Origin of the sequence: Brachybacterium tyrofermentans (assembly GCF_014897585.1) — a bacterium.
Lineage (GTDB): Bacteria > Actinomycetota > Actinomycetes > Actinomycetales > Dermabacteraceae > Brachybacterium > Brachybacterium tyrofermentans.
The window spans coordinates 58253-85120 of the sequence record NZ_JABUXW010000020.1 but is presented as its reverse complement, the minus strand read 5'-3'; the positions used below and the strand labels follow the sequence as shown (position 1 = coordinate 85120).

24 protein-coding genes and 1 pseudogene are annotated in these 26868 nt (G+C 73.0%); 13 read left to right on the top strand and 12 right to left on the bottom strand.

The annotated features are described in order from the left end of the window. The 10 genes and pseudogenes from INT49_RS15085 to INT49_RS15040 all read left to right on the top strand — a co-directional run. Positions 1–408: pseudogene (locus tag INT49_RS15085) on the top strand (hypothetical protein); the annotation flags it as partial. Continuing rightward, entirely contained in the window at positions 405–764 is a 360-nt protein-coding gene (locus tag INT49_RS15080) for a DMT family transporter (protein ID WP_193118570.1), read from the top strand. The pseudogene INT49_RS15085 and the gene INT49_RS15080, both read left to right, overlap by 4 nt. After that, the gene (locus INT49_RS15075) at positions 761–1081 is read left to right on the top strand and encodes a DMT family transporter (protein WP_193118569.1); all 321 of its coding nucleotides are present in this window, start codon (positions 761–763) and stop codon (positions 1079–1081) included. Before INT49_RS15080 ends, INT49_RS15075 begins: the two co-directional genes overlap by 4 nt. A 128-nt stretch (positions 1082–1209) precedes the next feature. After that, positions 1210–1986, top strand: a complete 777-nt coding sequence (locus tag INT49_RS15070; RefSeq protein ID WP_319021647.1) for a DsbA family protein — start codon at positions 1210–1212, stop codon at positions 1984–1986. Position 1987: 1 nt separating this feature from the next. Then, on the top strand, positions 1988–2962 hold the full coding sequence (locus INT49_RS15065; protein WP_193118568.1) for a cytochrome c biogenesis CcdA family protein: 975 nt from the start codon (positions 1988–1990) through the stop codon (positions 2960–2962). Further along, positions 2959–4278, top strand: a complete 1320-nt coding sequence (locus tag INT49_RS15060) for a hypothetical protein (protein WP_193118567.1) — start codon at positions 2959–2961, stop codon at positions 4276–4278. Before INT49_RS15065 ends, INT49_RS15060 begins: the two co-directional genes overlap by 4 nt. A 92-nt stretch (positions 4279–4370) precedes the next feature. Next, positions 4371–5792 (top strand): MFS transporter, encoded by a 1422-nt coding sequence (locus INT49_RS15055; RefSeq protein WP_319021646.1) that lies wholly within the window; start codon positions 4371–4373, stop codon positions 5790–5792. Positions 5793–5971: 179 nt separating this feature from the next. After that, on the top strand, positions 5972–6973 hold the full coding sequence (locus tag INT49_RS15050; RefSeq protein WP_193118566.1) for a LacI family DNA-binding transcriptional regulator: 1002 nt from the start codon (positions 5972–5974) through the stop codon (positions 6971–6973). A 98-nt stretch (positions 6974–7071) separates the two neighbouring features. Then, positions 7072–8511, top strand: coding sequence for a glucuronate isomerase (gene uxaC / locus INT49_RS15045; RefSeq protein WP_193118565.1), 1440 nt, complete (start codon positions 7072–7074; stop codon positions 8509–8511). Continuing rightward, positions 8511–9782, top strand: coding sequence for a mannitol dehydrogenase family protein (locus tag INT49_RS15040; RefSeq protein ID WP_193118564.1), 1272 nt, complete (start codon positions 8511–8513; stop codon positions 9780–9782). The genes uxaC and INT49_RS15040 overlap by 1 nt, the downstream gene beginning before the upstream one ends. 207 nt (positions 9783–9989) lie before the next feature. Here INT49_RS15040 and INT49_RS15035 read toward each other — a convergent pair whose 3' ends face one another. The 8 genes from INT49_RS15035 to INT49_RS15000 all read right to left on the bottom strand — a co-directional run bounded on the left by INT49_RS15035 (position 9990) and on the right by INT49_RS15000 (position 19349). Beyond that, positions 9990–10655: a response regulator gene (locus tag INT49_RS15035; protein ID WP_193118563.1), complete on the bottom strand. Its 666-nt coding sequence runs from the start codon at positions 10653–10655 to the stop codon at positions 9990–9992. Continuing rightward, on the bottom strand, positions 10652–12214 hold the full coding sequence (locus tag INT49_RS15030) for a sensor histidine kinase (protein WP_193118562.1): 1563 nt from the start codon (positions 12212–12214) through the stop codon (positions 10652–10654). Before INT49_RS15030 ends, INT49_RS15035 begins: the two co-directional genes overlap by 4 nt. Continuing rightward, the gene (locus INT49_RS15025; protein ID WP_319021645.1) at positions 12211–13236 is read right to left on the bottom strand and encodes a type II CAAX endopeptidase family protein; all 1026 of its coding nucleotides are present in this window, start codon (positions 13234–13236) and stop codon (positions 12211–12213) included. Before INT49_RS15025 ends, INT49_RS15030 begins: the two co-directional genes overlap by 4 nt. Positions 13237–13707: 471 nt before the next feature. Next, positions 13708–15195 (bottom strand): gluconokinase, encoded by a 1488-nt coding sequence (locus tag INT49_RS15020; protein WP_193118561.1) that lies wholly within the window; start codon positions 15193–15195, stop codon positions 13708–13710. 345 nt (positions 15196–15540) lie between these two features. Then, complete coding sequence (locus INT49_RS15015) at positions 15541–16797, bottom strand: Dyp-type peroxidase (RefSeq protein ID WP_193118560.1); 1257 nt, start codon at positions 16795–16797, stop codon at positions 15541–15543. Continuing rightward, on the bottom strand, positions 16794–17468 hold the full coding sequence (locus INT49_RS15010) for a copper chaperone PCu(A)C (RefSeq protein WP_193118559.1): 675 nt from the start codon (positions 17466–17468) through the stop codon (positions 16794–16796). Before INT49_RS15010 ends, INT49_RS15015 begins: the two co-directional genes overlap by 4 nt. Before the next feature lie 151 nt (positions 17469–17619). Beyond that, a complete protein-coding gene (locus tag INT49_RS15005; RefSeq protein ID WP_193118558.1) occupies positions 17620–18324 on the bottom strand; it encodes a hypothetical protein in 705 nt (234 codons plus the stop codon). 20 nt (positions 18325–18344) lie between these two features. Beyond that, on the bottom strand, positions 18345–19349 hold the full coding sequence (locus INT49_RS15000; RefSeq protein WP_193118557.1) for a universal stress protein: 1005 nt from the start codon (positions 19347–19349) through the stop codon (positions 18345–18347). 212 nt (positions 19350–19561) lie between these two features. On the opposite strand from INT49_RS15000, the gene INT49_RS14995 reads away from it, so the two are divergent. Next, a complete protein-coding gene (locus INT49_RS14995) occupies positions 19562–19852 on the top strand; it encodes a DUF1905 domain-containing protein (RefSeq protein WP_193118556.1) in 291 nt (96 codons plus the stop codon). A 61-nt stretch (positions 19853–19913) separates the two neighbouring features. Here INT49_RS14995 and INT49_RS14990 read toward each other — a convergent pair whose 3' ends face one another. Continuing rightward, positions 19914–20438 (bottom strand): SRPBCC family protein, encoded by a 525-nt coding sequence (locus INT49_RS14990; protein WP_193118555.1) that lies wholly within the window; start codon positions 20436–20438, stop codon positions 19914–19916. Positions 20439–20533: 95 nt separating this feature from the next. Further along, positions 20534–21517 (bottom strand): LysR family transcriptional regulator, encoded by a 984-nt coding sequence (locus INT49_RS14985; protein ID WP_193118554.1) that lies wholly within the window; start codon positions 21515–21517, stop codon positions 20534–20536. Between the two features lie 89 nt (positions 21518–21606). Between INT49_RS14985 and INT49_RS14980 the strand changes: the two genes are divergently transcribed. Beyond that, positions 21607–21918 (top strand): hypothetical protein, encoded by a 312-nt coding sequence (locus INT49_RS14980; RefSeq protein ID WP_193118553.1) that lies wholly within the window; start codon positions 21607–21609, stop codon positions 21916–21918. A 143-nt stretch (positions 21919–22061) separates the two neighbouring features. Here the strand turns inward: INT49_RS14980 and INT49_RS14975 are convergent, their stop codons facing one another. Beyond that, positions 22062–22436 carry a VOC family protein gene (locus tag INT49_RS14975; protein ID WP_193118552.1) on the bottom strand — a complete coding sequence of 125 codons (375 nt, stop codon included), beginning with the start codon at positions 22434–22436 and terminating at the stop codon, positions 22062–22064. A gap of 82 nt (positions 22437–22518) precedes the next feature. On the opposite strand from INT49_RS14975, the gene INT49_RS14970 reads away from it, so the two are divergent. After that, a complete protein-coding gene (locus INT49_RS14970; protein WP_193118551.1) occupies positions 22519–23073 on the top strand; it encodes a MarR family winged helix-turn-helix transcriptional regulator in 555 nt (184 codons plus the stop codon). 160 nt (positions 23074–23233) lie between these two features. On the opposite strand, the gene INT49_RS14965 is transcribed toward INT49_RS14970, so the two are convergent. Beyond that, a complete protein-coding gene (locus tag INT49_RS14965) occupies positions 23234–26797 on the bottom strand; it encodes a S41 family peptidase (protein WP_193118550.1) in 3564 nt (1187 codons plus the stop codon). Positions 26798–26868: the final 71 nt, after the last annotated feature.

Below are 26868 nucleotides of genomic sequence, written 5' to 3'. Positions count from 1 at the left end.
GGAGCTGGAGCTGGAGCTGGAGCTGGAGCTGGAGCTGGAGCTGGAGCTGGAGCTGCGCCCGCGAGCAGCGTTCCCGCGGACCGGGTCTTCGCCGAGGCGACCGCCTCGCAGCGGTTCCTCGCCTACCTCGACTGGGCCTGCCAGGCCCCGCTCAGCCCTGCTGACCTGGTGATCTTCGCGGATCCGAAGCTGCGGGTCGCCCTCACCGAGCGCTGGAGGGAGTGTGTGGACCGCTGGCTCGGCGTTCCCGCGGGAACGTCTGCCAGCCATCGGCGCCGCCTGCTCGCCGTGCGCCTCATGGCCGATGGGCTCTGGTTCGACCGGGCCAGCGGCCTGCTCGAGACCTCCGCCGCGGACGCCGAGTCCCTGCACGCGCTCGCCCGGGACCTGCTCGGAGCTGACTCATGACCGCCTGGCTGTTCCTGGTCGGCGCGATCCTCAGCGAGGTCACGGCGACCCTCGCCCTGCGCGGTGCCCTCGACCAGCCGGCGCTGTACGGGGCGGTCGTCGTCGGCTACGGCCTGTCGTTCGCGTCCCTCGCGCTGGTGCTGCGCCGGGGGATGCCCCTGGGGGTCGCCTACGGGATCTGGGCCGCATGCGGCGTGGTGCTCACGGCGATCCTCTCCGCGCTGCTGTTCGGCGAGGCGTTCACGCTGATGAAGGCCAGCGGCATCGTGCTGATCGCGGCGGGCGTCGCGGTCGTCGAGCTCGGCTCGCATCGGGCACGCGGCGCGACGCTCGAGCGACGGACGGAGGGCGCATGAGCTGGCTCCTGCTCGGCGGCGCGGTCGTGAGCGAAGTGGTCTCGACGCTCGCGCTGCGAGTGGCCTCGGGCGGCCGACGGTCCTGGTACGCCCTGGTCATCGTCGGATACGCCCTCGCCTTCGCGCTGCTGTCCGGATCGCTGCAGGCGGGCATGCCCCTCGGGGTGGCCTACGGAGTGTGGGCCGCGGCCGGCATCGTGCTGACCGCTCTGCTCTCCCGGCTGCTGTTCCGGGAGGCCCTCACGCCGGTGATGATGGGTGGGATGGGACTGATCGTGGCCGGCGTGCTGCTCATCGAGCTCGGCGGTGCGCACTGACGGCGGGGCGCACTGACGCGGCCGGCCCGAGGTCCCGGGGACCACGTGGATCTGGCACAGTGGCCGCGTGACCGGCCCGCCCGTCGGCAGGCGCCGGATGAGCGTGATCACGCAGGAGAGGAGGCGACGTGACCGGAGCGCAGACACCGGACCCTGAAGCGGGCCGGCAGGCTCCGCCGCGGCGACGCCTCCTCGTCCCGATGACGATCCTGCTCGTGACGGCGCTGCTCATCGCGGCCGTCCTCTGGCTCCGGCCGGGCACCGAGGACGACAGCAGCGATCCCCGGAGCGCGACGGAGACGGCCCCTGTCGCCGCGGACCTCCCGCAGCCCTCCGAGGTCGCCCAGCCGGACCTCAGCAGCGCCGAGACCCGCGACCCGGGGGATCTGCTGGCCGACGGCCCGGTCGATGCCCCCGTGGCCCTCGTCGTCTTCACCGACTACCAGTGTCCGTACTGCGCCCAGTGGACCGACGAGACCCTGCCCGCCCTGCAGGAGTACGTCGAGCGCGGGGAGCTGCGCATCGAATGGCGCGACGTGAACGTCTACGGGGAGGATTCCACGCGGGCGGCACGTGCGGCCCTGGCCGCGGCCCGGCAGGGCAAGCACGGCGAGTACCAGCAGGCGCTGTTCGACGGGGGCGAGATCCGTTCCTCCGCGCAGCTCAGCGAGAAGTCGCTGATCGAGCTCGCCGAGCAGCTGGGCCTGGACGTCGAGCAGTTCACGGAGGATCTGCACTCCGAGGAGGTCGCGCGGATCATCTCGGACAATGCCCGAAGCGGCATCGAGCTGGGCGCCATGACGACCCCGTCGTTCGTCCTGGCCGGGACGCCGAGCGTCGGAGCGCAGCCCACCGAGGTGTTCACTGACCACATCGACGACGCTCTCGCGGGGGAGGAGTCCTGACATGGAGATCGGCCTGCTCACGGCGTTCCTCGGCGGCGCTCTCGCCCTGCTCAGCCCCTGCGGAGCCCTGCTGCTGCCGGGATTCTTCGCCTCGACCGTGACCACCCGCGCCGGGCTCGCCGTGCACGGCGCCGTGTTCTACCTGGGGCTCGTGCTCACCCTGGTCCCACTCGGCATCGGCGCGGGCGCTCTGGGCTCCCTGCTCGTGGACCACCGTTCGACGCTGGTCACCGTGACCTCGCTCGTGCTGATCGTGCTCGGAGTGATGCACGCCCTCGGGATCGGTGTCGACCTCGGGCGCCTCGTCCCGGGCATGCGGCGCGCCCAGCAGGCGTCCTCCCGGGGCGTCGGCCTGCCGCGCACGTTCCTGCTGGGCGCCGTCGGCGGCGTGGCAGGGTTCTGCGCGGGCCCGATCCTCGGAGCCGTGCTCACCCTGGCCGCGGGGCAGGGGAGCGCGGTGCGCGCCGGCGCGCTGCTGGCCGTCTACGGCGCCGGCATGGTCGTCCCGCTGCTCGTGCTCGCCGCGCTGTGGGACCGCCTCAGCCCCCGGACGCTGACGATGCTGCGAGGCCGGACCCTCACCGTGCTGGGCCGCCCCCTGCACACCACGGCCCTGGTCACCGGCATCGTGATCATCGCCCTCGGGATCCTGTTCTGGGCCACGAACGGCCTGGTCACGATGCCGTCCCTGGTGCCCACCCGGGTACTCGCCCAGTGGCAGGCGAACGCCGCCGTGCTGTCCGACACCGGGATCCAGATCGCCGTCATCCTCGCTCTCGGTGCGCTCGCCCTGGCGCTGTGGTGGTGGAGCGACCGCCGCCGACGCCGCCCCGCCTCCCCGCGCTCCCAGACCCCTCAGGGCTCCGAGACCTCCCTGGGCTCCGAGGCCTCTCAGGGCTCTGAGGCCTCCCAGGGTTTCGAGGGCTCCCAGGGCGCCACCGAGGCGCGTCGGCCGGGACCCGGAGGCCGACGATGAGACGCCGCAGCCTCCTCCTCGCGCTGCCGCTCGGTGCGCTCACGCTCAGCGCCTGCGATGCCGACACCCCCGGCCCGTCGGAGCCCGAGCCCTCCATCCGGCCGGACCTCGCCGTCGATCCCGCTCCGACCCTGATCGGGGAGAGCGCGGAGGTCGTCGACCCCACCACCCTGCGTCTGCCGCTCGAGATGACCGTGATGATCGTGGTGGATCCCGGCTGGACCGCGACACCCCAGGTCATGGACGGGATCTTCCTCGGCTACGACAACAGCGGGGACCGCCTCCGATACACCGCCGTCGACCAGGACGGCAGCGCCCTGTGGTCCGCGCAGCGACCTCTGAGCTGCACGGACTTCGCCCTGTCCCGGGATGCCGGGGGCCGGGCCGTCGCGGTGCTCACCGATACGACCCCGCCGGGCGCCGCGCCCGACGGGACCGCCGACGGGACGGCCGACGGGACCGCCGACGGGGCTGCCTCGGACGGCGGGGGCTCGACGGACGCGCCGCCGATCGAGGGAGACGCCGAGAGAACGGCGACCGGCTACGACCTGCGCACCGCGGAGACGCTCTGGGGACCGGTCTCCGTGCCCGGTCCGCGGGCGGCCCCCGGGCTGGTCTACGCCGCCGCCGACACCGCCGCCACCACCGACACTGCCGACGCGGGCTCGGCGGACGCTGGCCCGCGCATCGTGCTGTCCGCGGACACCGGTGAGGTGCTGCTCGCGGAGGAGGACCTCGACGACGGACGGATCCTCGCCGAGCACGCCGGCGTCGTGCTCCGCACCGCCGGGACCGACGTGGTCGCCGGCCTCTGGCGCGTCCCCCTCCCGGACGGCGTGGCCCCGTCGGCCGCCCGCATCGCCGGAGCGATCGACGAGTCCACGGGGCAGGCGGTCCTCGTCGGCGAGGAGGGCGTCGGGATCCTCCTGGACATCGCCGACGGGAGCGTCCTCGCCAAGGGCGTCCGGGCCGCCGCCTACGACCACGGCCTGGACGTCACCGTGGTCGCCGCGGGCAGCACCGTCCGAGGCCTCGACGAGGACGGCGAGGAGACCTGGCGGCACGAGGACCCCGAGCAGCTCGTGTTCCTCACCGCCGGGGAGCGCCTCGCCTACGCCCAGCGCCCCGAGGAGGGCACGCTCGTGGTGCTGGACACCTCCCAGGGGCTCATGGTCCATCCCTACGATGCCGACCTCACCGGGCCCCTCGCCGTTCCCGAGCTCTTCTCCGCCGACGCCGCGACCTCGGTGTACATCGAGGACACCCGGTACCTCGTGACGACCACACTGGATGAGGAGTACGGTCTGCGCGACTGACCGGTTGCCCGGACGGCCGGTGCTCGACCAGCCGGCGCTCGATAGGCTCAACGCCGATGACGGGCCGAGACGCGGCCCCACCGAGGAGCCCCGTGCCGCACAGACCCCGCACCCGCGCCGCTGATCCCGCAGCGGTCGATGGCGACGTCGTCGGCGACGCCGCCCGGTCGGCGCAAGGTGACATCGCCGGGGCTGCGCCAGGTGACCTCGCGATCACCCCTGGGGCCGACGGCGGTCCGCAGCGCGCCGCGATCCGGGACCGCGCCGCGATCCAGCGCCGCACCCTGCACACCCTGATCCTCATGCAGGTCATCGGCACCATCGGGGTCGGTGTCGCCCCGTCCATCGGGGTGCTCCTGGCCGGAGAGGTCACCCAGAACGAGGCCTGGGCAGGCCTGGCCCGCACCGCCAGCACCCTCGGCGCCGCCCTGCTCGGACTCCCGCTGGGGAACCTGGCCGCCCGGTACGGCCGTCGGGTCGCCCTGGCCACCGGCTGGTGGACCGCTGCCGCCGGCGGCGCCCTGCTCGTGGTCGCCGCCCAGGCGAGCCTGGTCGTCCCGCTGTTCGTGGGTCTGCTGCTGATCGGCGCCGGCAGCGCGGTGAGCCTGCAGGCGCGCTTCGCCGCCACCGACCTCGCCGCCCCCGCCCAGCGTGCCCGCGCCCTGTCGATGGTGGTGTGGGTGGGGATGCTGGGCTCCGTGCTCGGCCCCAACCTCGGCATCCCCGGGCAGTGGATCGGGGACCGCATCGGGCTGAACGTCTACGCCGCGTCGTTCCTGATCGCCGCGGTGGCGCTGGCAGCAGCCGGCCTCGTCGTGGTGGTGCGCCTGCGACCGGACCCTCTGCTCCTGCTCGAGGCCGACGCCCCGGATCCGCAGGCCGTCGCCGTGGCGCGCGGCGTCGGCCCCCGCACCGGACGCACCCGCCTCATGCTCGCCGAGCTGCGTACCAACGCCCCCGCCCGCTTCGCCGTGGTGGGACTGCTGACCGCGCAGATCGTCATGGTGTCGGTGATGACCATGACCCCGGTGCACCTGGCCGGGCACGGCGACTCGATCGCGGTGATCGGCCTGACCATCAGCCTCCACGTGGTGGGCATGTTCGCCCTGGCCCCGGTGGTGGGCCTTCTCGCCGACCGGCGCGGGGTGCGCTTCACGATCGTGGTGGGGATCCTCGTGCTGCTGGTCTCGCTGCTGATCGGGATCCTGCGGCCCGATGCGACCGGGTGGGTGATCGCCTCCCTGATCCTGCTGGGCCTGGGCTGGTCGTTCGTGAACGTCTCCGCCTCCGCCCTGTTCAGCACCGTCGTCCCGCCGACGGTGCGGGCCTCCGCCCAGGGCGGCGTCGACGCCCTCGCGAACCTCTGCGGGGCGACCGCAGCCTTCCTGGCCGGTCCGCTGCTGGTCGCGACCAGCTTCGCAACGCTGTCCGCGCTGGCGATCGTGGTGCTCATCCCGCTGACCGTGATGCTCGTGGGCCCCGCCCGGCTGCGCGGCGCAGCGCCCGTGGGCTGATACCGCTCCCTCGCCGCGGCGCGTCCAGGACCGGCAGGGTTGCCGCCGGTTGCCCCACGCCCCGGGGTAGGATCGTCCCTCAGAGAGTGGGCGCGGACGACTCTGCCGGCGCATGACCGGCACGGAGGGGCGCCCCATCCGACAGGCAGCGCCGAGCAGGCGGGGACGGAGCCGGCCAGGTGGCGGACAAGCGTGTGACGATCTATGACGTCGCGAAGACGGCAGGGGTCGCCCCGTCGACCGTGTCCCGTGCCTTCTCCCGGCCCGGCCGCGTCAGCGCCTCCACCCATGCGAAGGTGATGGCCGCCGCCAAGGAGCTCGACTACCGCACCGCCGCCCCGGACTCCCAGGAGCGCGGCCAGCGCCATCACCGCCTCGGCATCGAAGTCGCCGACCTCACCAACCCCTACTTCGCCGAGCTGGTCTCCGGTATGCAGGAATCCGCTCATGAGCAGGACTTCCTGCTCCTCCTGCTCGACACGGTCGAGGACGAGGTGCGCGAGCGCTCCAGCCTCGAGAGCGCGATCAACGTGGTCGACGGCCTCGTGCTGTCCGGGACGCGACTGTCGGACGCGACGCTGAACCACCTCAGCAAGCGGATCCCGCTGGTGGTCCTGAACCGTCGCGTCGCCGGGCTGGACTCCGTGACCCCCGACTACGAGCACGGGATGCAGCAGGCGATGGCGCACCTCGCCGAGAACGGCATTCACACCGTCACCTACGTCGCCGGCCCCGTGAACTCGTGGTCCGACGGCGAACGGTGGCGCGCCGCCCGCTCCGCAGCGCGCACCCACGGCCTCGCGGTCCAGCGCCACGGCCCCTTCGCCCCCACCACCTCCGGCGGCGAGCAGGCCTTCGAAGAGCTGCGCGACTCCCTGCCCCACGCCGTGATCTGCTACAACGACCTGGTCGCCTTCGGCTTCCTGGTCTCCGCCCTGCGCGCCGGCGTGCGCGTGCCCTCCGAGCTGTCCGTCATGGGGCACGACGACATCCCGCTGTCGCGGTTCATCGGCGGAGGCCTCACCACCGTGGTCACCCCGAAGCGCGCCCAGGGCCGCGCCGCCGTCGAACGGCTCGTGCGCCGCATCGAGAACCCGTCGGCCCATCGCACCCCGGTCGAGGGCTCCCTCCCCGTGCGCCTCGTGCCGCGTGGAACCACCGGCCCGCGGGAGAAGCGCTGAGGCTGTGACCTGCCGATTCGGGTCGCCGGCGGTGGCCAGGACCGGCAACCCGTGACAACCCGTCGGCGGCGCGCGGCCTCCCGCGCCATCATGAGGTCATGAGCAACGACGCCTTTGTGCCGCACCCCGATCGCCTGCTGCCCTCCGACCCCGCAGTGCGGGACATCGCTCGTGGCCTCTACACCGAGATGAAGGATCAGCCGATCGTCTCGCCTCACGGCCACGTCGATCCCCGCCTGCTGCTCGACGACGAGCCGTTCCGCGACCCGACCTCGCTGTTCATCACCCCGGATCACTACGTGAACCGGCTGATGCACTCCCGCGGCGTGGACCTCGCGGACCTCGGCGTGGGCCGCGGCCCGCTGGACGAGAAGGACTCCCGGACGGCGTGGCGCCTGCTCGCCGAGCACTGGCACGCCTATGCCGGCACCCCCTCGCGCTACTGGATGGAGCACGAGTTCTCCGAGGTCTTCGGCCTGAAGACCGTGCTGAACCCGCGCACCGCCGACGCGATGTACGACGAGCTCGTCGAGAAGCTCGCGCAGCCCGAGTTCCGGCCGCGTGCGCTCTTCGACCAGTTCAAGATCCAGGTCATGGCCACCACCGACGACCCGGTCGACGACCTCGCCCCCCACGCCGCGCTCGCCGCCGACGACGCCTTCACCGGCCGCGTGATCCCCACCTTCCGCCCGGACAAGTACCTCGAGGCAGGCCGCGCCGACTTCCCCGTGCTCACCGACGCGCTCGGCGAGGCCGCTGGCGTCGACGTCGACACCTACGAGGGCTACCACGAGGCGATGCGCGCCCGCCGCCTCTACTTCCGCGACCACGGCGCCGTCTCCTCGGACCACGCGCACATGGACCCGGGCACCGAGCGCCTGAGCGTCGAGGACGCCCGCCGCCTGTACTCCGCCGCCCGCGCCGGGACGATCCGCTCCGACGAGGCGACCGCGCTGCGCCGTCACCTGCTCGCCGACCAGGCACGCCTCGCGGCCGAGGACGGCCTGGTCATGACCATCCATCCCGCCGTGTACCGCAACCACAGCGAGAGGATGTTCCAGAAATTCGGCCCCGACGTCGGCTTCGACATCCCCGTCGCCGTCGACTTCGTGCACCACGTGGCGCCGATGCTCAACGACGTGGGCCACGACCCGAACTTCCGCACCGTGCTGTTCACGATCGACGAGACCGTGTTCTCCCGCGAGATCGCGCCGCTTGCCGGCGTGTACCCCTCCGTGTTCGCCGGTGCACCCTGGTGGTTCATCGATGCGCCCGACGCGATCCTGCGCTACCGCCGTGCCGTCTCCGAGACCATCGGCTACAGCCGGACCAGCGGTTTCATCGACGACACCCGGGCGTTCTGCTCGATCCCGGCCCGTCACGACATGTCCCGCCGCATGGACGCCACCCACCTGGCGGGCCTGGTCGCCGAGCACCGCATGCGTCTCGAGGACGCCCAGGAGCTCGCCGCCACCCTGCCCGATCAGCAGCCGCGCGAAGTCTTCCGCCTCGGCGCCGCGAACGAGGAGAACAACTGATGACCACCCCCAGCCCGTCCGACGAGGGCCGCCTCGTTCACCTCGGCATCGGCAACTTCGCCCGCGCCCACACCCTGGTCGACACCCAGCGCGCCGGCGGCTGGTCCGTCAGTGCCTTCACCGGCCGCACCGCCGCGATGGCCGATGCCCTGAACGCCCAGAAGGGCCAGTACGGCCTGATCGTGCGCGGCGCCGAGGGTGACGAGGTGAGCATCGTCGACGTGATCGACGAGGTCTACCCGGCCGACGACGTCGACGCCCTGGTGCGCCTGGTCGCCGACCCCTTCACCGCCGTGGTCACCCTGACCATCACCGAGAAGGGCTACAGCGCCGGCACCGACCCCGCGACCTCGGCCCCCGCGCGCCTGGCGCTGGGCCTGGCGGCCCGGCGCGAGGCCGGCGTCACCGAGCCCATCGCCCTGGTCTCCTGCGACAACCTCACCGGCAACGGCGACGTGCTGCGCGAGGCCGTGCTCGCCGCGGCAGACGAGGACACCCGCGCCTGGTTCCCGGATCACGTCGACGTCATCTCCACCATGGTCGACCGGATCACCCCCTCGGCCGACGAGGGCGCCGCCGCGCTCGTGCAGGAGCGCACGGGCCTGGTCGACACCGTCCCCGTCGTCACCGAGCCCTTCACCGAGTGGGTCGTCGAGGACCGCTTCCGCGGCCGTCGCCCCGCCTGGGAGAAGGCCGGCGTGCAGTTCACCGACGACATCGAGCTGCACGAGCTGCGCAAGCTGCGCCTGCTCAACGGCGCCCACACCCTCATGGCCTACGCCGGGCAGGTCGCCGGCGTGGAGCGCGTGGACGAGGCCATCGGCCACCGCGAGGTGCGCGCCTTGGTCGAGCAGCTGTGGAGCGAGGCCCGCGCCACGCTGGACCTCCCCGCCGCCGACCTCGACGCCTACACCGCGGCCCTCGAGGAGCGCTTCCGCAACCCGCGTCTCGCGGACAACCTCATCCGCATCGCCGCCGACGGCTCCGCCAAGCTGCCCGTGCGCGCCCTGCCCGTGATCGCCGAGCTCGGCGGCCCGGACAAGGCCCCCGGCGAGGTCGCGGCCGTCGCCGCCTGGACCGCCTGGGTCACGGACCGCGTGCGCGCCGGCGACGAGGTCAAGGACCCGAAGGCCGACGCCATCGCGACCGCTGCGGCGATCGAGGATCCGACGCAGCGCGTCACCGCCCTGCTCGCCCTGCTCGACGTGCCCGCCGGTGACCCCCTCGCCGCCGCCGTCGCCGCCCAGGAGCGTCGCCTGCCCCGCCCCTGATCTGAGGGCGGTGGGACCACACCCGCCCGTGATCTGGCGGTGGTGGGTCCACGCCGACGCTGAAACGCGTGTCCGCGCACGGGCCCGGCCCGTCGCTCGGTCTCACCGTGCCGACATGGTCTGGCGCGTCGGATGGCGGTGGGCTATCCGACGCGCCAGGCAGTCTCGCCGGGCGTCGGTGCGCGATCGGCCCACCCCGTCGCGTGGTCAGGGGGCCTCGGGCACCGTGACGATGCGGTTTTGGTAGGCCCACACCACGGCCTGCAGGCGCGAGCGGACCCCGAGCTTGGGCAGCATGCGCGCCACATGGGACTTCACGGTGGTGATCTCGACGACCAGCTCGTGGGCGATCTCTTCGTTGGACATGCCCTGGGCGAGCAGCCCCAGGATCTCCAGCTCGCGGGTGGTGAGCAGCCCGTCGGCTCCCTGGACGGTCACCGGCTGCAGGCTGCGGCGCTGCACGAACTCGGCGAGGATTCTCCGGGTGAGGGTCTGGTCGAGGGTGCCCTGACCGGCGGCGACCTGCTGCACGGCGCGCACGATGACCTCGGGATCGGCATCTTTGAGGAGGAACCCCGCGGCGCCCGCCTCCAGTGCCCCGAAGACGTAGTCGTCGAGGTCGAAGGTGGTCAGGATCAGCACCGGGATCGGGGGATCCAGGGCCGTGAGCTCCCGGGTGGCCTCGATGCCGTCGAGGACCGGCATGCGGATGTCCAGGCAGGCCACGTCGGGGCGCAGCTCGCTCGCGAGATCCACCGCCTCGCGACCGTCTGCCGCGGTGGCGACCACCTCGAGGTCGGGCTCGGTGCCGAGCAGGCCGGAGAGGCCGGCACGCACCAGCGGCTGGTCGTCGGCGATCAGGAGTCGGGTCATCGGGTGCGTGCCCTCCCTGTCGGGACGGTCGGCGGCCCCGGCGAGGTCGATGGTTCCGGTGTGTTCGATGGCCCCGGTGCTTTCGATGGCCCCGGTGCTTTCGGTGGCCCCGGTGTGTTCGATGGCCCCGGGGCGGTCGAGGTGGTCGAGGTGCCGACGCGGTCGCGGGGGATGCTCAGGCGCACCAGCCAACCGCCGTCGGCCGTGGGGCCGTGCTCCAGCCGCGCGCCGATCAGGTCGGCGCGCTCGCGCATCCCGGCCAGTCCGTACCCTCCGACGCTCGCGGCCCCGGAGGGCGGGGAAGCGGTGGGGACGGTGTTGGTCGGGACTGGGCCGGGTGGGACCGCGTCGCTCGGGACGGTGCCGTTCGTGCTGGAACCGTCCGGGCTCGGGCCGCCGATGCCGTCGTTCCGGACGGTGATCACGAGCCTGGCGGGATCGGCGTCTTCCACGGTGACCAGGCATGAGGTGCCTGGCGCATGCATGGCGGCATTGGTCAGAGACTCCTGGATCATCCGATACGCGACGAGCTGGGACAGCGGGCCGACGCCGTCCCCGAGCGCGCGACCGTCGGCCGGCACGTGCTGCTCGAGACGCACGAGCATCCCGGCGTCGGCGCGGGCCGCGATCAGTGCCGGGACCGTCGCCAGGGTCGTCACGGACCGCTCCGCCGGGTCCCCGCCGCGCAGCAGGCCCACTACCCGGCGGATGTCGTCGAGCACCGAGCGGGTCTGGCTGCGCACCTGACGTACCGACTCATGCGCGGCCTGCGGATCCGTCTCGATCTGTCGGTCCGCGGCCGCCGCCACGACTGCGATCCCCGAGAGGTGATGGGCGGCGATGTCGTGCAGCTCGCGGGCTATCGCCGCGCGCTCCTCGGAGGCTGCGGCGCGGGTCAGGGCCTCGCGCTCACGACCCACGGCGTCCCGTTCCCGCTCCAGCGCCTCGCGCTCCCGGCCGAGGGCCGCGGACTCCTTGCGCTGCGCCTCGCGCGCCGCACGGATCGAGGCCAGCGCCAGGGCGACCAGGGCCGTGATGCCCACGATGCCCAGGCCCTGTACGAGCGCCTCGGCGAGGACCCCGGGCATCGTGCTGAGCCCGCTGCGCAGACCGTTCAGGAGCGTGCCGAGAGCGACCGCGAGCGCGGCCACGGGCAGCACCAGTCGCATCTCCGGCCACGGTCTGCGCGGCGCCGCGACGAACACGGCCACCAGCACCGGGATATGGGAGAGGGTGTACGCCACGCCGGGGGCCGGCGCGGCCAGGACGAGCGCGAGAGCGGTGACGACCAGCAGGGTCGTGCGCGGTGCGCGTCGCAGTCCCAGCAGCGTGGCGCACTGGAGGGTGAGCGTGGACGCGACTGCCCACCAGAGCGGGGAGCCGACGGGGGTCATGAGCGCCGGGAGACCGCCGTCGGCCGCTGTGCCCGCGCCGCCTGTGGGACCGGCGTCGGCCGCCGCGACGGCGGGGAGGACGACCAGGAGGGCGAGGGCCACCACCCAGCAGACCAGGGCGGTCGTGAGGGCGACCGCCCTGGTGGCTCCGGCGTCGGACGTCATGGTCGAGAGCTTAGTGCGGAGGTGCCACCGCTCGGCCCGACCGCGGCCCCGGCGCCGGTGACGCAACCTGAACGTGCGCCGGTGACGGAACCTGAACGTGCGTCGGAGTCGGAGTCGGAGACGGAGCCGGAGAATCCGAGCTGACCCCGTGTGGTCACCAGCAGCGCGGCCGCAGCAATGACCGCGACCACGGTCATCGACTGCAGGGAGGTCTCGGCGTTCAGGGTCGGGAACATCTCGGCGCCCAGCGAGGAGGCGAAGGTGTTGACGCCGGCGTGCATCAGCATCGACAACGGCAGCGACTCCCCGGTGCGGTTGAACACCCAGCTCATGACCACGTTGAAGGCGATGCAGAAGATCACGAACACCACCGGTCGATGCCAGCTGGCGTCCGGCCAGCCGCCCCATTCGGTGAAGAACAGCGGCAGGTGCCACAGGCCCCAGATCGGTCCGAGCACGAACGCCGAGCGCAGCGGACCCATCGTGTGCTGCATGCGGGCCAGGGCGAAGTCGCGCCAGCCGGGCTCCTCCGCCAGGCCGGTGGTGATCATCTGGAACAGGAGCAGCGGCACGTAGGCGATGAGCATCATCGTGGAGGGCGCGTGGATCTCACCGCCGGAGTAGAGGACGCCCGCCAGGAGCGTTGCGGCCGGCACCGCGAACAGGGCGATCGCGTACCAGCGCCAGTTCACGTTCCAGCGCAGCAGGCGCCCGGCCCAGCGTCGCAGACCGGCTCGTCCGTCGACGATCGCGGTGACCAGCAGCGCGGAGCCGATCGGGCCGAGATAGGCACCGGGCAGCACGCCGAGCAGCTGGCTGCTGCCCAGCAGTGCCGGGAACTCCACGCCCCACAGCCCCAGCCCGTTCAGCGACAGGATGTAGGGCAGCCAGGCCAGCCAGCTCAGGCCGTTGGCGAGGAGGAAGAAGGACAGCAGGGGGTGGCGCCGGATGGCGCCGAGCGGGCCGACGCCACCGCTGCGTGCAGTGGATGTCGCGGCCGGGGGTCGGTCGGTGATGGTCACGGGACTGCCTCTCGTCATGGTCGATGCCCGGGGACTGGGCATGCCTCAATGCTAGATATCCGTGCAGGTGACAGCCAGATCACGAAGGATGAACTGAGCGGGTTCCTCCTAAAGGATGCACGCGGGAACGGCGACGGGGCCGGGAGGGCAGGCTGCCGTCGCTGCTGTCGCTGCTGTCGCTGCTGTCGCTGCTGTCGCTGCCGTCGGGGCCGTCGGAGCAGTCGAGCCTGCATGGTGTGTCGTTGAGGCGGCTCTCACCGACACGCCACGCAGGTTCGACGGCCGGACCCGGCGAAGTAGGCTCAGCGCACCGGATCGGTGCCGGGAGGATCAGCTGTCCGCTGTGGGGCGCCTGCGAGGTCGTGCGGTCGCTAGGGCGTGAGGGCGTGAGGGCGCGAGGGCGCGCGGTCGCACGGTCGCACCGTCACCAGGCCGCGCGGCCGCTCGGCCATGCGCACGGCCTGTCGGGCCTCAGGCGAGGTCGGCGAGCTTCTCGAAGCGCTCGAGACGCTCCCGGTAGTACTCGGTGTGCGCGGCGACGGGCTCGACGCGGCGGAGCACGGGCACCTCGGCGACCCTCGTGTCGGGGGAGGCCTGCTCGAGGGCCATCACGGCGGAGCCGCGCATCGTGGAGCGGGACACCGCGACGTGGTCGATCGGCGCGCCGAGGGCGTCGGAGAGCAGGTGCAGCCAGGCGGGGATCGCCTCGGTCATGCCGCCGGAGAGCACGATCCGCTCGGGGTCGCCGCCGGCCTCGCGCATCTGGTCGGCGATGCGCAGGAACGACAGGGCCACGCCCTCCATCGCGCCGCGCAGCATGTCCTCGGCGGTGGTGGAGGCGCCCACGTTCGCGAACAGCGCCCGCGAGGAGCCGCGCCACTTGGTGCCGCGCTCGCCCGAGAAGAACGGGACGACCAGCGGGGTTCCCGCTGTCGGGGCGGCGGAGAACAGGGACTTCGTGTCGGTCTCGGCGATCTCGAAGGGGATGTCGAGCTCGTTGCGCGCCCAGTCCAGCACGCGCCCGCAGTCGCTCATCGCGGAGCCGACGAGGGTGCGCCGCGCGTCGAAGCGGTAGGCCCACAGGCCGCTGGGGAGGGCGGGGATCTCGGTGTCCAGGAGCTGGCGGATCGCGCCGGAGGTGGCGGTGGAGATGCCCCAGGTGCCCGCACCGAGCGCCCCGATGCCGAGGTTCGCGGCGAGGCCGTCGCCGATCACGGGCAGCCACACGGCGCCCTCGAGCTGCGGGAACTCGGCGGCGAGCGGCGTGCCGGAGATCGGCAGGGCGTCGGAGGGATCCAGTGACTCACCCATCATCGACAGGTCCACGCCCACGGCCTCGAGCAGCTCGGGGATGTACTCACCGGTGCGGCGATCGATCATGCCGGACCAGGCGGCCGACGCCGTGCCCAGAGCGGGCGTGCCCAGCAGCTTGAGGGCCACGTACTCGCCGAGCGCCATGAAGCGGTCGGTGCGGGAGAACACCTCGGGGTGGGCCTCGCGCAGCCAGGTCAGGCGGGGTGCGGTGTACGAGGAGTGCAGGCGGGCGCCGGTGCGCTCGTGCAGGTCCGCGACGTCGAGCGTCGCGGCGAGGGCATCGACCTGGGCGTGGCAGCGGGTATCGGCGTAGGTGATGCAGGGGGTGATCGCGGCGCCGGCCTCGTCGACCGCCACGAGCGAGGAGGCGAAGGTGTCGAAGCCGATGCCGCGCACCTCGCCGGGCAGCTCGCCGTCGAGCACCACGGCCAGCGCGTCGCGGATCTCCTGGACGATCTGGTCGGCGTCGATCGTGCTGGTGCCGTCGTCGGCGACGGTGAAGGAGTGCGCTTCCTTGTGATGGCGCGTGCCGACCTCGCGTCCGCTGACGTCGTACACGGCGGCACGGGTGCCGCCGGAGCCGATGTCGATCCCGACGACCAGAGGTCCCTGGGCGTCGTCGGCGGAAATGTTGAAGCGAGGCATGGCTGTCTCCTGCGGTTCGGATGAGTCGCCTGCGCTCCGTCGAGCACCGATGCGAGAGCGTGCGGCGTCGGACCAGCATACGAGCAGGCCGACGAGGCGTCAGCGGTGCGCCACCGGTTGCCACCGCCGGTGCCCACCGCCCGTGCCCACAGCCCGCCACCGCCGGCGCCCACAGTCCCGCGCCCACAGCCCGCCACCGTCCGCGTCCGCTGCCCGCGACAGTGCCGCCAGTGCGCGCTGTGCCTCCACGTGGGGAAGCCCAGCGTGCACTGGCGTCTGCGATCCGGCGGGCGACCGACAGCCGGGGGCCGTGGACGGGCATTGGGACCGGCAGCCCGGGTGCGACTACTCGAGCACGGACTGCCCCAGGTACTCGCCCTCGGCGCAGCCCGGCGGGATCGCGAACACGGCTGAGCCGATGGGGGTGGTCCACTCGTTGAGCAGGTCCAGCTCGGCGAGGCGTCGCTGGATCGGGAGGAACTGCCCGGCCAGGTCCGCCTGGAACGCGACGAACAGCTGCCCCGACTCCGAGATCGCCGAGGACCCCGCCGGCGGGGCCACGTCGTAGTTGTACGGCCGACGGTAGATCTCCTGATGCTCCCCGTCGTCGACCCCGCGAGCGCGACGCATGTGCGCGAACTCGGGGATCACGGCGAAGCCGTGGGCGGAGACCTTCTCGAAGTCGGCGTGCGAGAACTCGGTGCCGCCGCTCAGCGGTGCCCCGTCGCCCAGCCGGGTCCCGGCGGCCTGCTCGCGGGCGGTGCGATCGGCCTCGTCCCAGCCGTCCATGTCCATCCGGATCCTCCGGATCACCATCGACGTGCCGCCGGCGAAGGGGCCCTCGTCGATCCACACCACCTTCGCGAAGTGCTCGCCGCCCAGCTGCGGGTTCGCGCTGCCGTCGACCTGCCCGAACAGGTTCCGCATCGTGGTGCCCGGGGCCTGGACGCCGGGGGACCGGCGGAACCCCCGCTGCACCCAGCGCACCCTGGTGAAGGACCGGGCATCCTTGAGCAGCATCCGTGCCGCATGGGACACGGTCAGCGGATCCTCGGCGGCGATCTGCAGCAGCAGGTCCCCGTCGGTGAACTGCTCGTCGAGCTCGTCGATCTCGAAGGCCGGCAGCGGGGCGAGCCAGCTGGGCGCCTCTCGCTGAGCCCTCTCCAGCAGCCGCGGGCCGAAGCCCACCGTGACGGTCAGCGAGGCCGGTTCGGCGGCCAGCTCCGGTTCGGTGTCCGCGAGGGCCGCGCGACCCTGCGTGAGGCGCGCGGCGTCATCCGTCAGCAGGCGCAGCAGCCGCAGGATGCCCTCCCGGTCCACCTCGTCGTGCAGGTCGAGTGCGAGGAACGTCGCCGAGGCGGGGGCGGGTGTCTCGACCCCGGCCTGGTGGGCGCCGTAGAACGGCACGGAGGCACCGCCCTGCGGCGCCGGTTCCGCCACCGCCACCGCTCCGGGCGATGCGCTCGCCGGCGGACCATCCCGCACCGCCCGGTCCAGACCGATCGCAGCCGCGCCGACACCGAGCACCCCGGCGCCGGCGGTGCCCGCCCGCAGCAGCTGCCGCCTGCCCGGGCGCGAGGGTCCCTGCGCCGAGGAGGTCACTTGTGCCCCTCGTGCTCGCCGCCGCCGTCGGAGGCCATGCCCGACATGCCTTCGTGGTCAGCCTCCTCCTCGTCGTCCTCACCGGGCGCGTAGTGCTCCTGGGCCCCGGAGAAGTCCTTGACTGTCGCGGTGAAGGGGTGCTCGGTGCCCTCGGAGAACACCAGGGTCAGCTCGAGCGTGTCACCGGGCTGAAGCGGCTTGGGGAGGTCCATGAGCATGATGTGGTCGCCGCCGGGCTCGAGCACGAGGTCTTCCCCGGCGGGCAGGGGGAAGCCGCCGTCCTTCTCCTGCATGCTCATCCCGCCGGAGCCGTCGGAGGTGGTCTCGTGCAGCTGCACCATGTCGGTCGCGGGCGTGGTGACCGCGGTCAGCACGAGGTCGGCGTCCGTGCCGTTGGTGATGGTGCCGAAAGCGGCGGTCATGCCCTCGTCGGCGGCTTTCACCCAGGGGTCCGTGACCGAGATCGCGCCCGACCCCGCGGCGGCGCCCCCGTCCGAAGCGGCGCCGGCCCCCTCATCGGAGGCGGCCGAGCCGCCGTCGGCCCCTGCGCTGCAGGCAGCCAGGGGGAGCGCGAGCAGGGAGGCGAGGGCCGCGCGACGGGGCAGCACGACGGAGCGGGCAGGGATGCGGGTGGTGCGAGTGGTGCTGGTGGTACGGGAGATGCGGAACATGAGGGGTCCTCTCGGAAGGGCGCGGGAGCGGCCGCGGGCACGCCGGGGCGTGGGCGGGCTGGAGGGCGGGGAACCGACCCGGGCGAAGGAGCCGGGGCCGGGTGATCGACCGAAGGGCCGTCTAAGCGGCGACGCGGGGCGTCGGCGGGGCTCAGGCGGCCAGGACCAGGGGCGGACCGCGCCGCAGCTGGGGCGAGAGGACGGCGCGCCGACGTGGGCGCACCGGGACGGCGACGGGCAGGACCCGCGCCGGGGCGGGCAGCACGAGGGCCGGGGCCGACGACGGCACCCGACGCCGAGCAAGGACGTCGAGCAGCCGGGCGGCCAGGGCGAAGGACCCCATGACCATCGACTCGCCACGATGCAGCACCAGGGCCGTGACCACCGCGGCGATCACGTGCCACAGGAGCATCTGCAGATCGCCGCCGCTGCCGTGCAGGGCGTGCTCGGCAGCAGGGCCCACCCCCTGCGACCCGTCGTGCTCGGCGTGCGGGAGGCTGTCTGCGGCGGTTGAGGTGCCGAAATGTGTGGCGCCGGAGTGCGAGGCGCCGTGTCCGAGATGCGAACCGGGCGGGTCGACGAGATGCACGGACGGATCACTCGGCGTGCCGGCCATGAACAGTCCGTGGAAGAGGGCCTGGCTGGCCAGCACGGCGGTGAGCATCCGCGGCAGGGAGAAACGGGTGCCGGCCAGGACCGTGCAGGCCGCGACGGACAGCCACCACGGCAGCGCGATCCCGAGCCACGACGGCATCGCGCCGCCGCCCACCAGGTGACCGCCCAGGGCGACCAGGGTGGCCAGCGTCGCGGCGACGCTCCCGCGCAGCAGGCGCAGGGGGGATCGGCTGGAGGTCACGACTCCTATTCTGCCCCTTCTCAGCGGGGCCGGAGAGACCCGTTCCCGATGCGTTCGAGATCCAGGTCCGGGACCACCATCACGGGGCTCTCGGCGCGCTGCAGCACGGAGCGCGACACCGATCCCAGCAGGGCGCTCGCGATCCGGCCGTGGCCTCGGGTGCCGACGACCACCAGCTGCGCCCCGGAGGAGTGGTCCAGCAGCTGGGTGGCGGGGTCGGCCAGCTCGGCCTCGCAGGTGATCACCGAGCCGGGGAAGTGACCGCGCAGTCGGCCTGCGAAGGTCTCCAGCTCGTCCGTGAGCTGCTCGAGCTGCTGGTCGATGACGGACTGTTCGGGGACCATCGCTGCGTACCAGACGCCCCACGACTCCGGCGGCGGCATCGTCATCACCAGGTGTAGGGGCGCGCCGCGCTGGTGCGCCGCCTGGGCCGCGAGGAGCGCCGCGACATCGCTGCGCTCGGAGCGGTCCACCCCGACCACGACAGGTGCGTCGTCGGCGATCGGGGCGAAGCGTGCGGCCCCTTCGCCGGTGCCGATCTCATACTGGCGCGGGACGACGACCGTGGGGCAATGGGCGTGGGCGGGCAGCGCCGAGGACACCGAGCCCAGGAGGCGGCCGACGAATCCACCCCGTCCGCGGGCGCCCACGACGGCGAGCTGCGCCCGCGAGGACTGGTGCACTAGCGCTCCGGCGGCATCGCCCTCCGCGGTGCAGAAGTCGACCTCGCCGGGATAGCCGCGCAGCTCCTCCCGCGCTCCCTCGAGCACGCCCTGCGCCGCCGTCTCGCGGACGGCATCGTCCGGGGGAGAGGGCAAGGAGGCGAGATTCGCGTAGATCATCGACGATTCCGTGTACGCGGTCAGCACCGTCAGGTGGCAGTCGAGGCGCTGGGCGGCCCGCGCCGCGTAGTGCAGGGCCTGGATCGACTGGTCGGAGCCGTCGAACCCGACGAGGACCCCGAGCGGGCGGTCGGCCGGGTCATAGGGGAAGGGAGCTCCCGAGGTGCGGTCGTCGTCATCCATCACACAGCCTCCTGCGCCCGGGGGCTCTGGGTGACCGACGACGGTGCCCCCGAACTCGAAGCCATCGCCGATACCTCCATCGTAGGCGCGTGGGGTCCGGTTGGCAGGGGCGAAGGTCCCTGGAGCGGGGCGGGACGGGCGGTGCGGGTCGCGGCAGTGCGGGTCGGGTTGGGGCGTGGCAGGGCGCGCGGCGGGAGGTCTACGCTCGGAGCGTGGATCTCCTCTTCACGGCGACGACGATCGAATGGCGCGGCCCCGCGCCATTCGTGTTCGCCCGCGTGCCCGAGGAGGAGGCGGACGCGATCGCCTCCATCGCCCGGGAGGCCACGTACGGCTGGGGCTGCATCCCGGTCGCCGTCCGCATCGGCGATACCGACTTCACCACCTCGCTCTTCCCGCGGAACGGGGGCTATCTCGTGCCCGTGAAGGTCGCGGTGCAGCGCGCCGAACAGGTCGAGGTGGGCGACGAGATCGAGGTCGAGCTGCACCTCGAAGCGCGCTGATCCGGTCCCTGCTGTGCAGGCCAAGACCAGGGCCAGGGCCAGGGTCGCGGTCTCGGGTGGGTCAGACGGCCGGCTGGTCGGGCAGGTCGAGCTCCTCGGCGTAGCGGTCGCGCAGCTGCGACCAGCCGTGTTCGAGCGCGTCCCTGCCCACGATCCGGGCCTGGTCGACGCCGTCGAGGCGCGCGTCGAGCACCCCGAGGCACACCCGCCAGCCGGCGATGTAGGTCGGCGCGTACTGCGGTGCGGTCAGCTTCATCAGGAGCGTCACCCGGGCCTCGTCGACCAGCCACTCGAGGATGTCGTCGCCCCAGCGATGGGTCAGGGCGTGCTCGCCGGCGGTGGCCAGGACGTCGACGGAGACCGGATCGTCCTCGGGGTTCTCACGGCTCAGCACCGGTCCGGGCTCGGTGAGCGCGCGCTCGGGGACGATCGGGGACCAGGTGACCAGGAGCTCCGGGTCGGTGAGGTGCGCCCAGATCTGCTCGGCGGTGCCGGAGAGGTCGGCCTCGAGCACCACGGCGTCCTCGGTGAGGTCCACGGCGACGGGGAGGTCGGCGATGCGCTGGTCGATGCTGAGCTCGTTCACGGGGTTCTCCTTCCGGGCACCGCGGCGGCTGCGGCGATGCGGGCGACATCCCGCCATTGTCCACCCCTGGTGGGTGGCTCGGACGGGGACCGAGGTCAGATCTGGGCGGGCTCGGGTGAGGTGCTGCGGACCTGAGCCCGGGGGCGGGTCTCCGTCTCGAGGAGATGCGTGACGCCCGGGATCTCGGCGGCGCGCTTGGCGGCGACGGCGTGGATCCTCTGGACGATGTGCTGCGCGGCCGGGTTCCTGGCGATGGTGCGGCGCACCTGGACCCGGAGCCGGCGGCGTGGAGCCGGTGGAGCCAGCGGGATCGCCACGATGTCGGGGCGCATGTTCTGCGCGATCACCGAGGGCTGCACGCTCACATAGTCGCCCGTGGCGACGAAGCCGAGAACGGTGGGGAAGTCATTGGGGTTCACATCGACGCACGGGGAGAACCCGGCGGCTCGGCAGGCGGCGCCGATGCGGTCGAACCAGAACGAGTCGATCGGGTCGTCGGTCACCCAGGACTCCTCGGCCAGGTCCTTGAGGTGAATCGTCGATCGTGCCGCGAGCGGATGGCCCGCGCTCACGAGCGCGACGTACCCCTCCTCGAGGATCTCGTGGATCTCCCAGTCGACGGATTCGATGGGGCCCGTGCCCTCGCCGACGACGATGTCCATGCCGGCTTCGGCGAGATCCTCACAGCTGCAGTCTCTCAGAGCGAGCTCGAGCCCCAGGTCGGGGTAGGTGCGCCGCACGTCCTGGGCGAGCTCGGGGATCCAGGTCGCCGCGATCGACGTCGCGTAGCCGAGGCGCAGTGTGCCGGTGCGGCCGGATCGCAGATCCTTCACGGTGCGCTCGAGTGCGCGGAGCGCGTCGAGCGCCGGTCCGGCTTCGGCGGCGATGAGCCGGGCGTGGGCGGTGACGGTGATGCCGCGCCCGGATCGTTCGATCAGCTCGAGACCGGTCTCGCGACGCAGGTTCGTGAGGTGCTGGCTGACCGCCGACGGGGTGTAGCCGAGCGCCTCGGCGCTGGCACGGATGCTGCCGGTCTCGACGACGGAGCGCAGCACGCGGAGCTTGAGAGGATCGAGCATGACCCGACCCTACATCTGTTCAGTTCGACTGAACAGAGCGGAGCGAATCATCGCTTGTCCTTACGGGAGGGCGGGCGCAGGATCAGACCATGTCCTCCGCACTGATCGGCCTCGCCCTCATCCTCCTCATCGCCGTCGTCACCGTCGCCCTCGGGGCGCTCACGCGTCTGCTCGCCGCCCGGATCGTCGGCCCGCGCTCGCCGTCCGACGCCCCGCTCACCCCGCTCGAGCGCATCGCCCTGGGCAACGAGATCATCGCCCGCGACCTCCAGCCCGACGACACCCACCCGATCGCCCGCACCGCATCGCGCGATGCTCGGGCCGGGTGGGCCGACGGGCCGGTTCAGCGCCAGGACCTCGCGGTCCGATATCCCGAGATCGCCGCCCACGCCCTGCGCTGAGTTGTGGGGGACGGACTGGTCTCGCCTGCCGCGCCCCCTCACTGCTGCGCTGCCGAGTTGCCCATCTGCTGCGCTGGCGCACTGCTGATCTCCTGATTCGCCGCGCTTCCCCGCCCCGCCGCCGTCGTTCCTCGGCGGCCCGCTCAGTCGGCGGTGGTGTGGGCCGTGAGCGCATAGCCCTCGGGGCCGATGAAGGCGACCATCCGTCCGAACGGGGAGTCCGTCGGGGCGCCGAGGATCTGGACGTCGGCCGCGAGGAGCCGGTCGTGCAGCGCGTCCGCGTCGTCGACGCCGAACCACATGGCGACCCCGACGCCGGGGCGTGGGGAGGCGGCGTCGAGGTCGACCCCTGGCAGCGGCTCGCGCACGGCGAAGGGGATCGGCGCGGTGTCGAACACGATCGCCCCGGGAGGGCCCGCGGGGGCGCGTGTCATGCCCAGGTGCTGCTCGAAGAACTGGGCGGCGGCCTCGAGGTCGCGCACCTGGAGGGCGAGGAAGTCGGGTCCGGTGGTGGTCATGGGGTCCTCCTGGGATCGGAACTCCTGTATGTCAGGACCCTTACATTGAACGTCGGCCGACGGGGTATGTCAAGATGCTGATATGCAGACTCCGGACCCGTCCCGTGCCGACTCCGCTCGTGATGTCGAGGGCGAACGTGACGCCGACTCCGTGAGTGACGCTCGCTCCGCTGGTGACGCCGAGGGCGCTGCCGGCGCCGACGACTCCGACCTCGCCCGCCGCCTCGGCTACGTGCTCAAGCAGGCGCAGTCCGCCCTGCGCTCTCGCATGGATGGGGCGCTGAGGCCCCTCGGGCTCACCGTTCCGCAGTACGCGTGCCTCGAGCTCCTGGCCTCCGGGCCGCTCACCAATGCCGAGCTCGCCCGGGGCGCCTTCGTCACCGCGCAGTCGATGAACTCCGTGGTGACGTCGCTGCAGGAGCGGGGCCTCGTGGCGCGCGAGGACGTCGCCCCGAGCGGCCGGCGCCGCCCCGCCGAGCTCACCGAGTCGGGTCGCGCACTGCTCGCCGAGGCCGACGGGTCGGTGCGCCGGATCGAGGCGCAGATGATCGAGGCGATCGCGGGACGGGACGCCGATCGCCTGGTCGACGACCTCTCCGCGATCGCCGAGCACCTGCCGTCGGCCGACCAGGGCTGAGCGGGGCCGCCGCGAGCCGTCCGAGCTGTCGAGCCGTCGGCGTCGCGCAGACGGCCGGCCACCCGCGCGGAGGGGTCCGCACGGGTGGCCGGCACCGGTGTGATCGGGTCAATCCAGCAGGTCAGATCCGTAGGTCAGAGCAGCAAGTCGGACCAGCAGGTCAGCCCTTCGGGCGCCCGAAGCGCGGCGCAGGCAGCGGAGGCGCGGTCGAGGCCGGGGTCTGCGCGAGCAGGTCGAGGGCCTCGGTGATGCTGCGCTCGAGCTGCGGGTCCTGGCCGCCCACCCACGCGTTCGGCGGCAGCGGCACCTCGATGTCGGGATCCACGCCGTAGTTCTCGATCTCCCAGTCCACGCCCTCGAACCAGCTGGCGTACTTCGGCTGGGTGACGCCGGTGCCGTCGACGAGGTCATAGCGGCCGTCGATGCCGATCACGCCGCCCCAGGTGCGGGTGCCGATCACGGGCCCGATCTTCATCGCCTTGGAGACGGCGTTGACGATGTCGCCGTCCGATCCCGCCTCCTGGTTGGTCACCAGCACCACCGCGCCGCGCGGGGCGAACTGCGGGTAGGTGCCGGGCGTCTCGTGGCGCGGGTAGTCCCAGGAGAGCACTCGCCGGGCGAGCCGGTCGGTGACCAGCTGCGAGGTGTGGCCGCCGCTGTTGTAGCGCACGTCCACCACGAGGCCCTCCTTGGTGGTGGCCTCGCGCAGGTCACGGTGCATCTGCGCCCAGCCGGAGGAGACCATGTCCGGAATGTGCAGGTAGCCGAGGCGGCCGTCCGAGAGCTCCTCGACCAGCGCGCGGCGCGAGGCGACCCACGCCTGGTAGCGCAGCGCGGAGTCGTCGGGCAGCGGGGTCACGGCGACCCGCCGCTCCACGCCGTCCCGCTCGAGCACCAGCTCGGTGGGGGTGTTCGCCGAGCCGACCAGCTGGCCCTGCACGCCGGTCCCGGCCTCACCCATCTCCCGGCCGTCCACGCGCACGATCGCGTCGCCCACCTCGGCGGCCACGCCGGGGGCGAGCAGCGGGGAGCGGGCGTCGGGATCGGAGGAGTCGCCGGGCAGGATCCGGGTGATCACCCAGCGCCCGTCGCGGTGCTCGATGTCCGCGCCGAGGTAGGCGGGCAGCATCGGCGGATCGGCCTGGTACGGGGTGCCCTGCACATAGGCGTGCGAGGTGCCGAGCTCGCCCTGGACCTCCCACATCAGGTCCTGGAAGTCGTCGTCGGTGACCACACGCTCGATGCCCGGGTCGTACCAGGAGGTCATCGCGTGCCAGTCCATGCCGTCCATGTCGGCGCGCCAGTACTGCTGCGCCATGATCCGGTAGTTGTCCCAGAGCATCCCGCGACGCTCCTTGACGGGGTCGACGAACAGGCGCAGCCGCCCGGTGTCGATCACCACGCGAGCAGGGTCGTCGTCCTCGGCCTTGCGGGCGGCCGGGATCTGCACCCAGCTCTCGCCCTGCCGGATGACCAGGGTCTCGCCGTCGCCGGACGCCTCGAGATCGGTGACGCCCTCGGCGAGCACGGTGAGCTTGCGGTCGGCGAGGCTCCAGTGCTCCAGGGCGGGACCGGGGGCCTCGCCCTCGACGCCGGCGCGGGTGCTGCCGAGCACCCCCTGCTGGGGATGGCGCAGCCAGACGAAGCCGCCGCTGACCGCGGTGAGGTGCGAGTACGAGCCCGAGATGACCGGGAAGGGCACCATCCGTGCCTCCACCGCGTCCATGTCGACCCGGGTGGTGGGCGGCGCGGTCGCCTCGTCGGTGCCCGAGGGGCTGGTCGCGCTCGCCGGGTGGGCCGACGGGTCGGCGGCCAGGGCGCCGCCGGCGTGCGCCGCTCCGGCACCCTGCCCCTGCGCCCCGTGTCCGGGGGCGCCTGTGCCGGGGGCATCTGCGCCCTCGGCGTGCGCGCCATGCGCTGCCGGGTCCTTCGCCGCCGGTTCCGCGGCGCTGCCGCTCCAGCCGTCCGGGTGGGGGCCGAACGGGTCCGGGGTGGAGCGCTCGAGCGGGATGAGGAAGGGGCGCTCGGCGTTGACGAAGCCGAGGTCGAAGACCATGTCGTCGTACACGGTCTCGAAGGTGCGCAGCGAGAGCAGCGCCAGATGCTTGCCGTCGGCGCTGAAGGCCGGGGCGGCGTCCTGGTACTTGCCCGAGGTGAGGGCCCGTCCCATCGGTTCGGCGTCCTCGGTGTCGGAGATCAGCAGGCGGCTGAGCATCCACGAGTTCGGCTCGCTCCACACCAGCCACCGGCCGTCCGGCGACCAGGCGAGGTCCTGCACCTCGCCGCCGTTGGAGCGGCCCACCTCGCGCACATGGTCCAGGCGCGGCGCCTCCGGGGCATCGGCTCCGGCGCCGGTGCTGGAGCCGGTGCCGGCCTTCGCGGAGTGCGAGGTGCGGGCCGGATCGGTCAGGCCGCGCAGGGTCACCAGGCGCACCACGTTGTCGTGGGTGGAGATCGCGATCTTGGAGCCGTCGGGGGAGGGGATCGCGTGCAGGATCCGGCCCACGTCCCCGAGGTCGAAGCGGATCTCCTCGCCGCCGCCGTCGAGCCGCGCGAGCGCGAGCACGTCGGAGCCGACGCCGCCGTCCTCCCGGTCCGCGAGCGCCTCGGCGTCGGTGACCAGCAGGGCGTAGGGGGACCGGCCCAGCGGCCGCACCTCGCGGAGCCGCAGCCCGCAGGTGCCGGCCAGCAGCCGTGCCGGGCCGCCGCGGTGGGTGAGCGCGTGGGCGCCGCCGCGCCATTCGACGACGCTCGAGCGGGCGTCGTGCACCGGCCGCATGGCCAGCAGGTTCGAGCTGGGGGAGGCCGGGCGGGGCAGGCGTGCCGCGCCGACGCCGGAGGCCAGGATCTCGATCTCGCGGGGCTGCGCGTCCAGGGAGTCCAGGGCGAACAGACGGCCGCGGGAGGTGAACACGATGGCGCTGCCGTCGGTCGAGGGCTCGCGCAGGTAGCCCTCCTCGGAGGTCAGCGAGGTGTGGACCTGCAGGTCGGTGCCGTCGGCCGCGACGGACCACAGGTTCGCGCTGGCGCGGTCGGTGCGGGCTGCGCCGGGGCCGGGGGTGTCCGAGGCGAAGATCAGGCGGTCCCTGTACCAGGAGATGCACAGCGTCGAGGCCAGGATGTCCTCGAGCAGCGGCTCCCAGGAGCGCGCCGCGTGCGCGGCGACCGGGGCGTCGAGGGCGACGTCCTCGCGGGAGATCCAGAGCTTCACGGCGGTGCCGCCCTGGTAGTGCTTCCAGCCGGCCTGGTCGCGGCGCCACGGGGTGGCGACCACGGTGGTGCCCGACGGGTGGATCGCGACCTCGCCGGAGCGGCCCAGGGGCAGCACCTCGGCGTTCCCGTCCAGATCGATCGCCCAGAGCTGCGCATCCCGTGCGATCGGGGCGTTGTAGCTGGTGGTGGCGACGATGCGGCCGTCCGGGAGCCAGCCGACGACCTTCGTGGACGGCTTGCCCCAGACGGTCAGCCGGCGCGGTGCGGTGTCGCCCTCGGTCGCGATGACCCACACCTCGGGCCCGCCGGTGGTGCGGGAGGTGTAGGCGACGTGCGTGCCGTCGGGCGAGAAGCGCGGGAAGGCGACCGGGGCGCCCTCGTCGGTCAGGCGCCAGGCCCGACCACCGGAGAGCGGGGCCAGCCATACGTCGTTCGCGGCGGTGAAGGCGACGAGATCGCCACGGACGTCAGGGTGGCGGAGGTAGGCGGCATGAGCGGGAGTCGAAGGCATGGTCCAACTCTAGGGGTGAGCGGCGCCACGTCGAGGGGATATCTGCCCCGAGCGGACAGGCGACCGTGGGG

What these genes read in the sequence shown, in the direction of transcription:
- INT49_RS15010 (WP_193118559.1), bottom strand. Translation starts at nt 17,468, where the DNA reads ATGTTCCGCATCTCCCGTACCACCAGCACCACTCGCACCACCCGCATC.
- INT49_RS15075 (WP_193118569.1), top strand. Translation starts at nt 761, where the DNA reads ATGAGCTGGCTCCTGCTCGGCGGCGCGGTCGTGAGCGAAGTGGTCTCG.
- INT49_RS14980 (WP_193118553.1), top strand. Translation starts at nt 21,607, where the DNA reads ATGTCCTCCGCACTGATCGGCCTCGCCCTCATCCTCCTCATCGCCGTC.
- INT49_RS14975 (WP_193118552.1), bottom strand. Translation starts at nt 22,436, where the DNA reads ATGACCACCACCGGACCCGACTTCCTCGCCCTCCAGGTGCGCGACCTC.
- INT49_RS15060 (WP_193118567.1), top strand. Translation starts at nt 2,959, where the DNA reads ATGAGACGCCGCAGCCTCCTCCTCGCGCTGCCGCTCGGTGCGCTCACG.
- INT49_RS14965 (WP_193118550.1), bottom strand. Translation starts at nt 26,797, where the DNA reads ATGCCTTCGACTCCCGCTCATGCCGCCTACCTCCGCCACCCTGACGTC.
- INT49_RS15065 (WP_193118568.1), top strand. Translation starts at nt 1,988, where the DNA reads ATGGAGATCGGCCTGCTCACGGCGTTCCTCGGCGGCGCTCTCGCCCTG.
- INT49_RS15035 (WP_193118563.1), bottom strand. Translation starts at nt 10,655, where the DNA reads ATGACCCGACTCCTGATCGCCGACGACCAGCCGCTGGTGCGTGCCGGC.
- INT49_RS15000 (WP_193118557.1), bottom strand. Translation starts at nt 19,349, where the DNA reads ATGGATGACGACGACCGCACCTCGGGAGCTCCCTTCCCCTATGACCCG.
- INT49_RS14970 (WP_193118551.1), top strand. Translation starts at nt 22,519, where the DNA reads ATGCAGACTCCGGACCCGTCCCGTGCCGACTCCGCTCGTGATGTCGAG.
- INT49_RS15030 (WP_193118562.1), bottom strand. Translation starts at nt 12,214, where the DNA reads ATGACGTCCGACGCCGGAGCCACCAGGGCGGTCGCCCTCACGACCGCC.
- INT49_RS15020 (WP_193118561.1), bottom strand. Translation starts at nt 15,195, where the DNA reads ATGCCTCGCTTCAACATTTCCGCCGACGACGCCCAGGGACCTCTGGTC.
- INT49_RS15040 (WP_193118564.1), top strand. Translation starts at nt 8,511, where the DNA reads ATGACCACCCCCAGCCCGTCCGACGAGGGCCGCCTCGTTCACCTCGGC.
- INT49_RS15080 (WP_193118570.1), top strand. Translation starts at nt 405, where the DNA reads ATGACCGCCTGGCTGTTCCTGGTCGGCGCGATCCTCAGCGAGGTCACG.
- uxaC (WP_193118565.1), top strand. Translation starts at nt 7,072, where the DNA reads ATGAGCAACGACGCCTTTGTGCCGCACCCCGATCGCCTGCTGCCCTCC.
- INT49_RS14985 (WP_193118554.1), bottom strand. Translation starts at nt 21,517, where the DNA reads ATGCTCGATCCTCTCAAGCTCCGCGTGCTGCGCTCCGTCGTCGAGACC.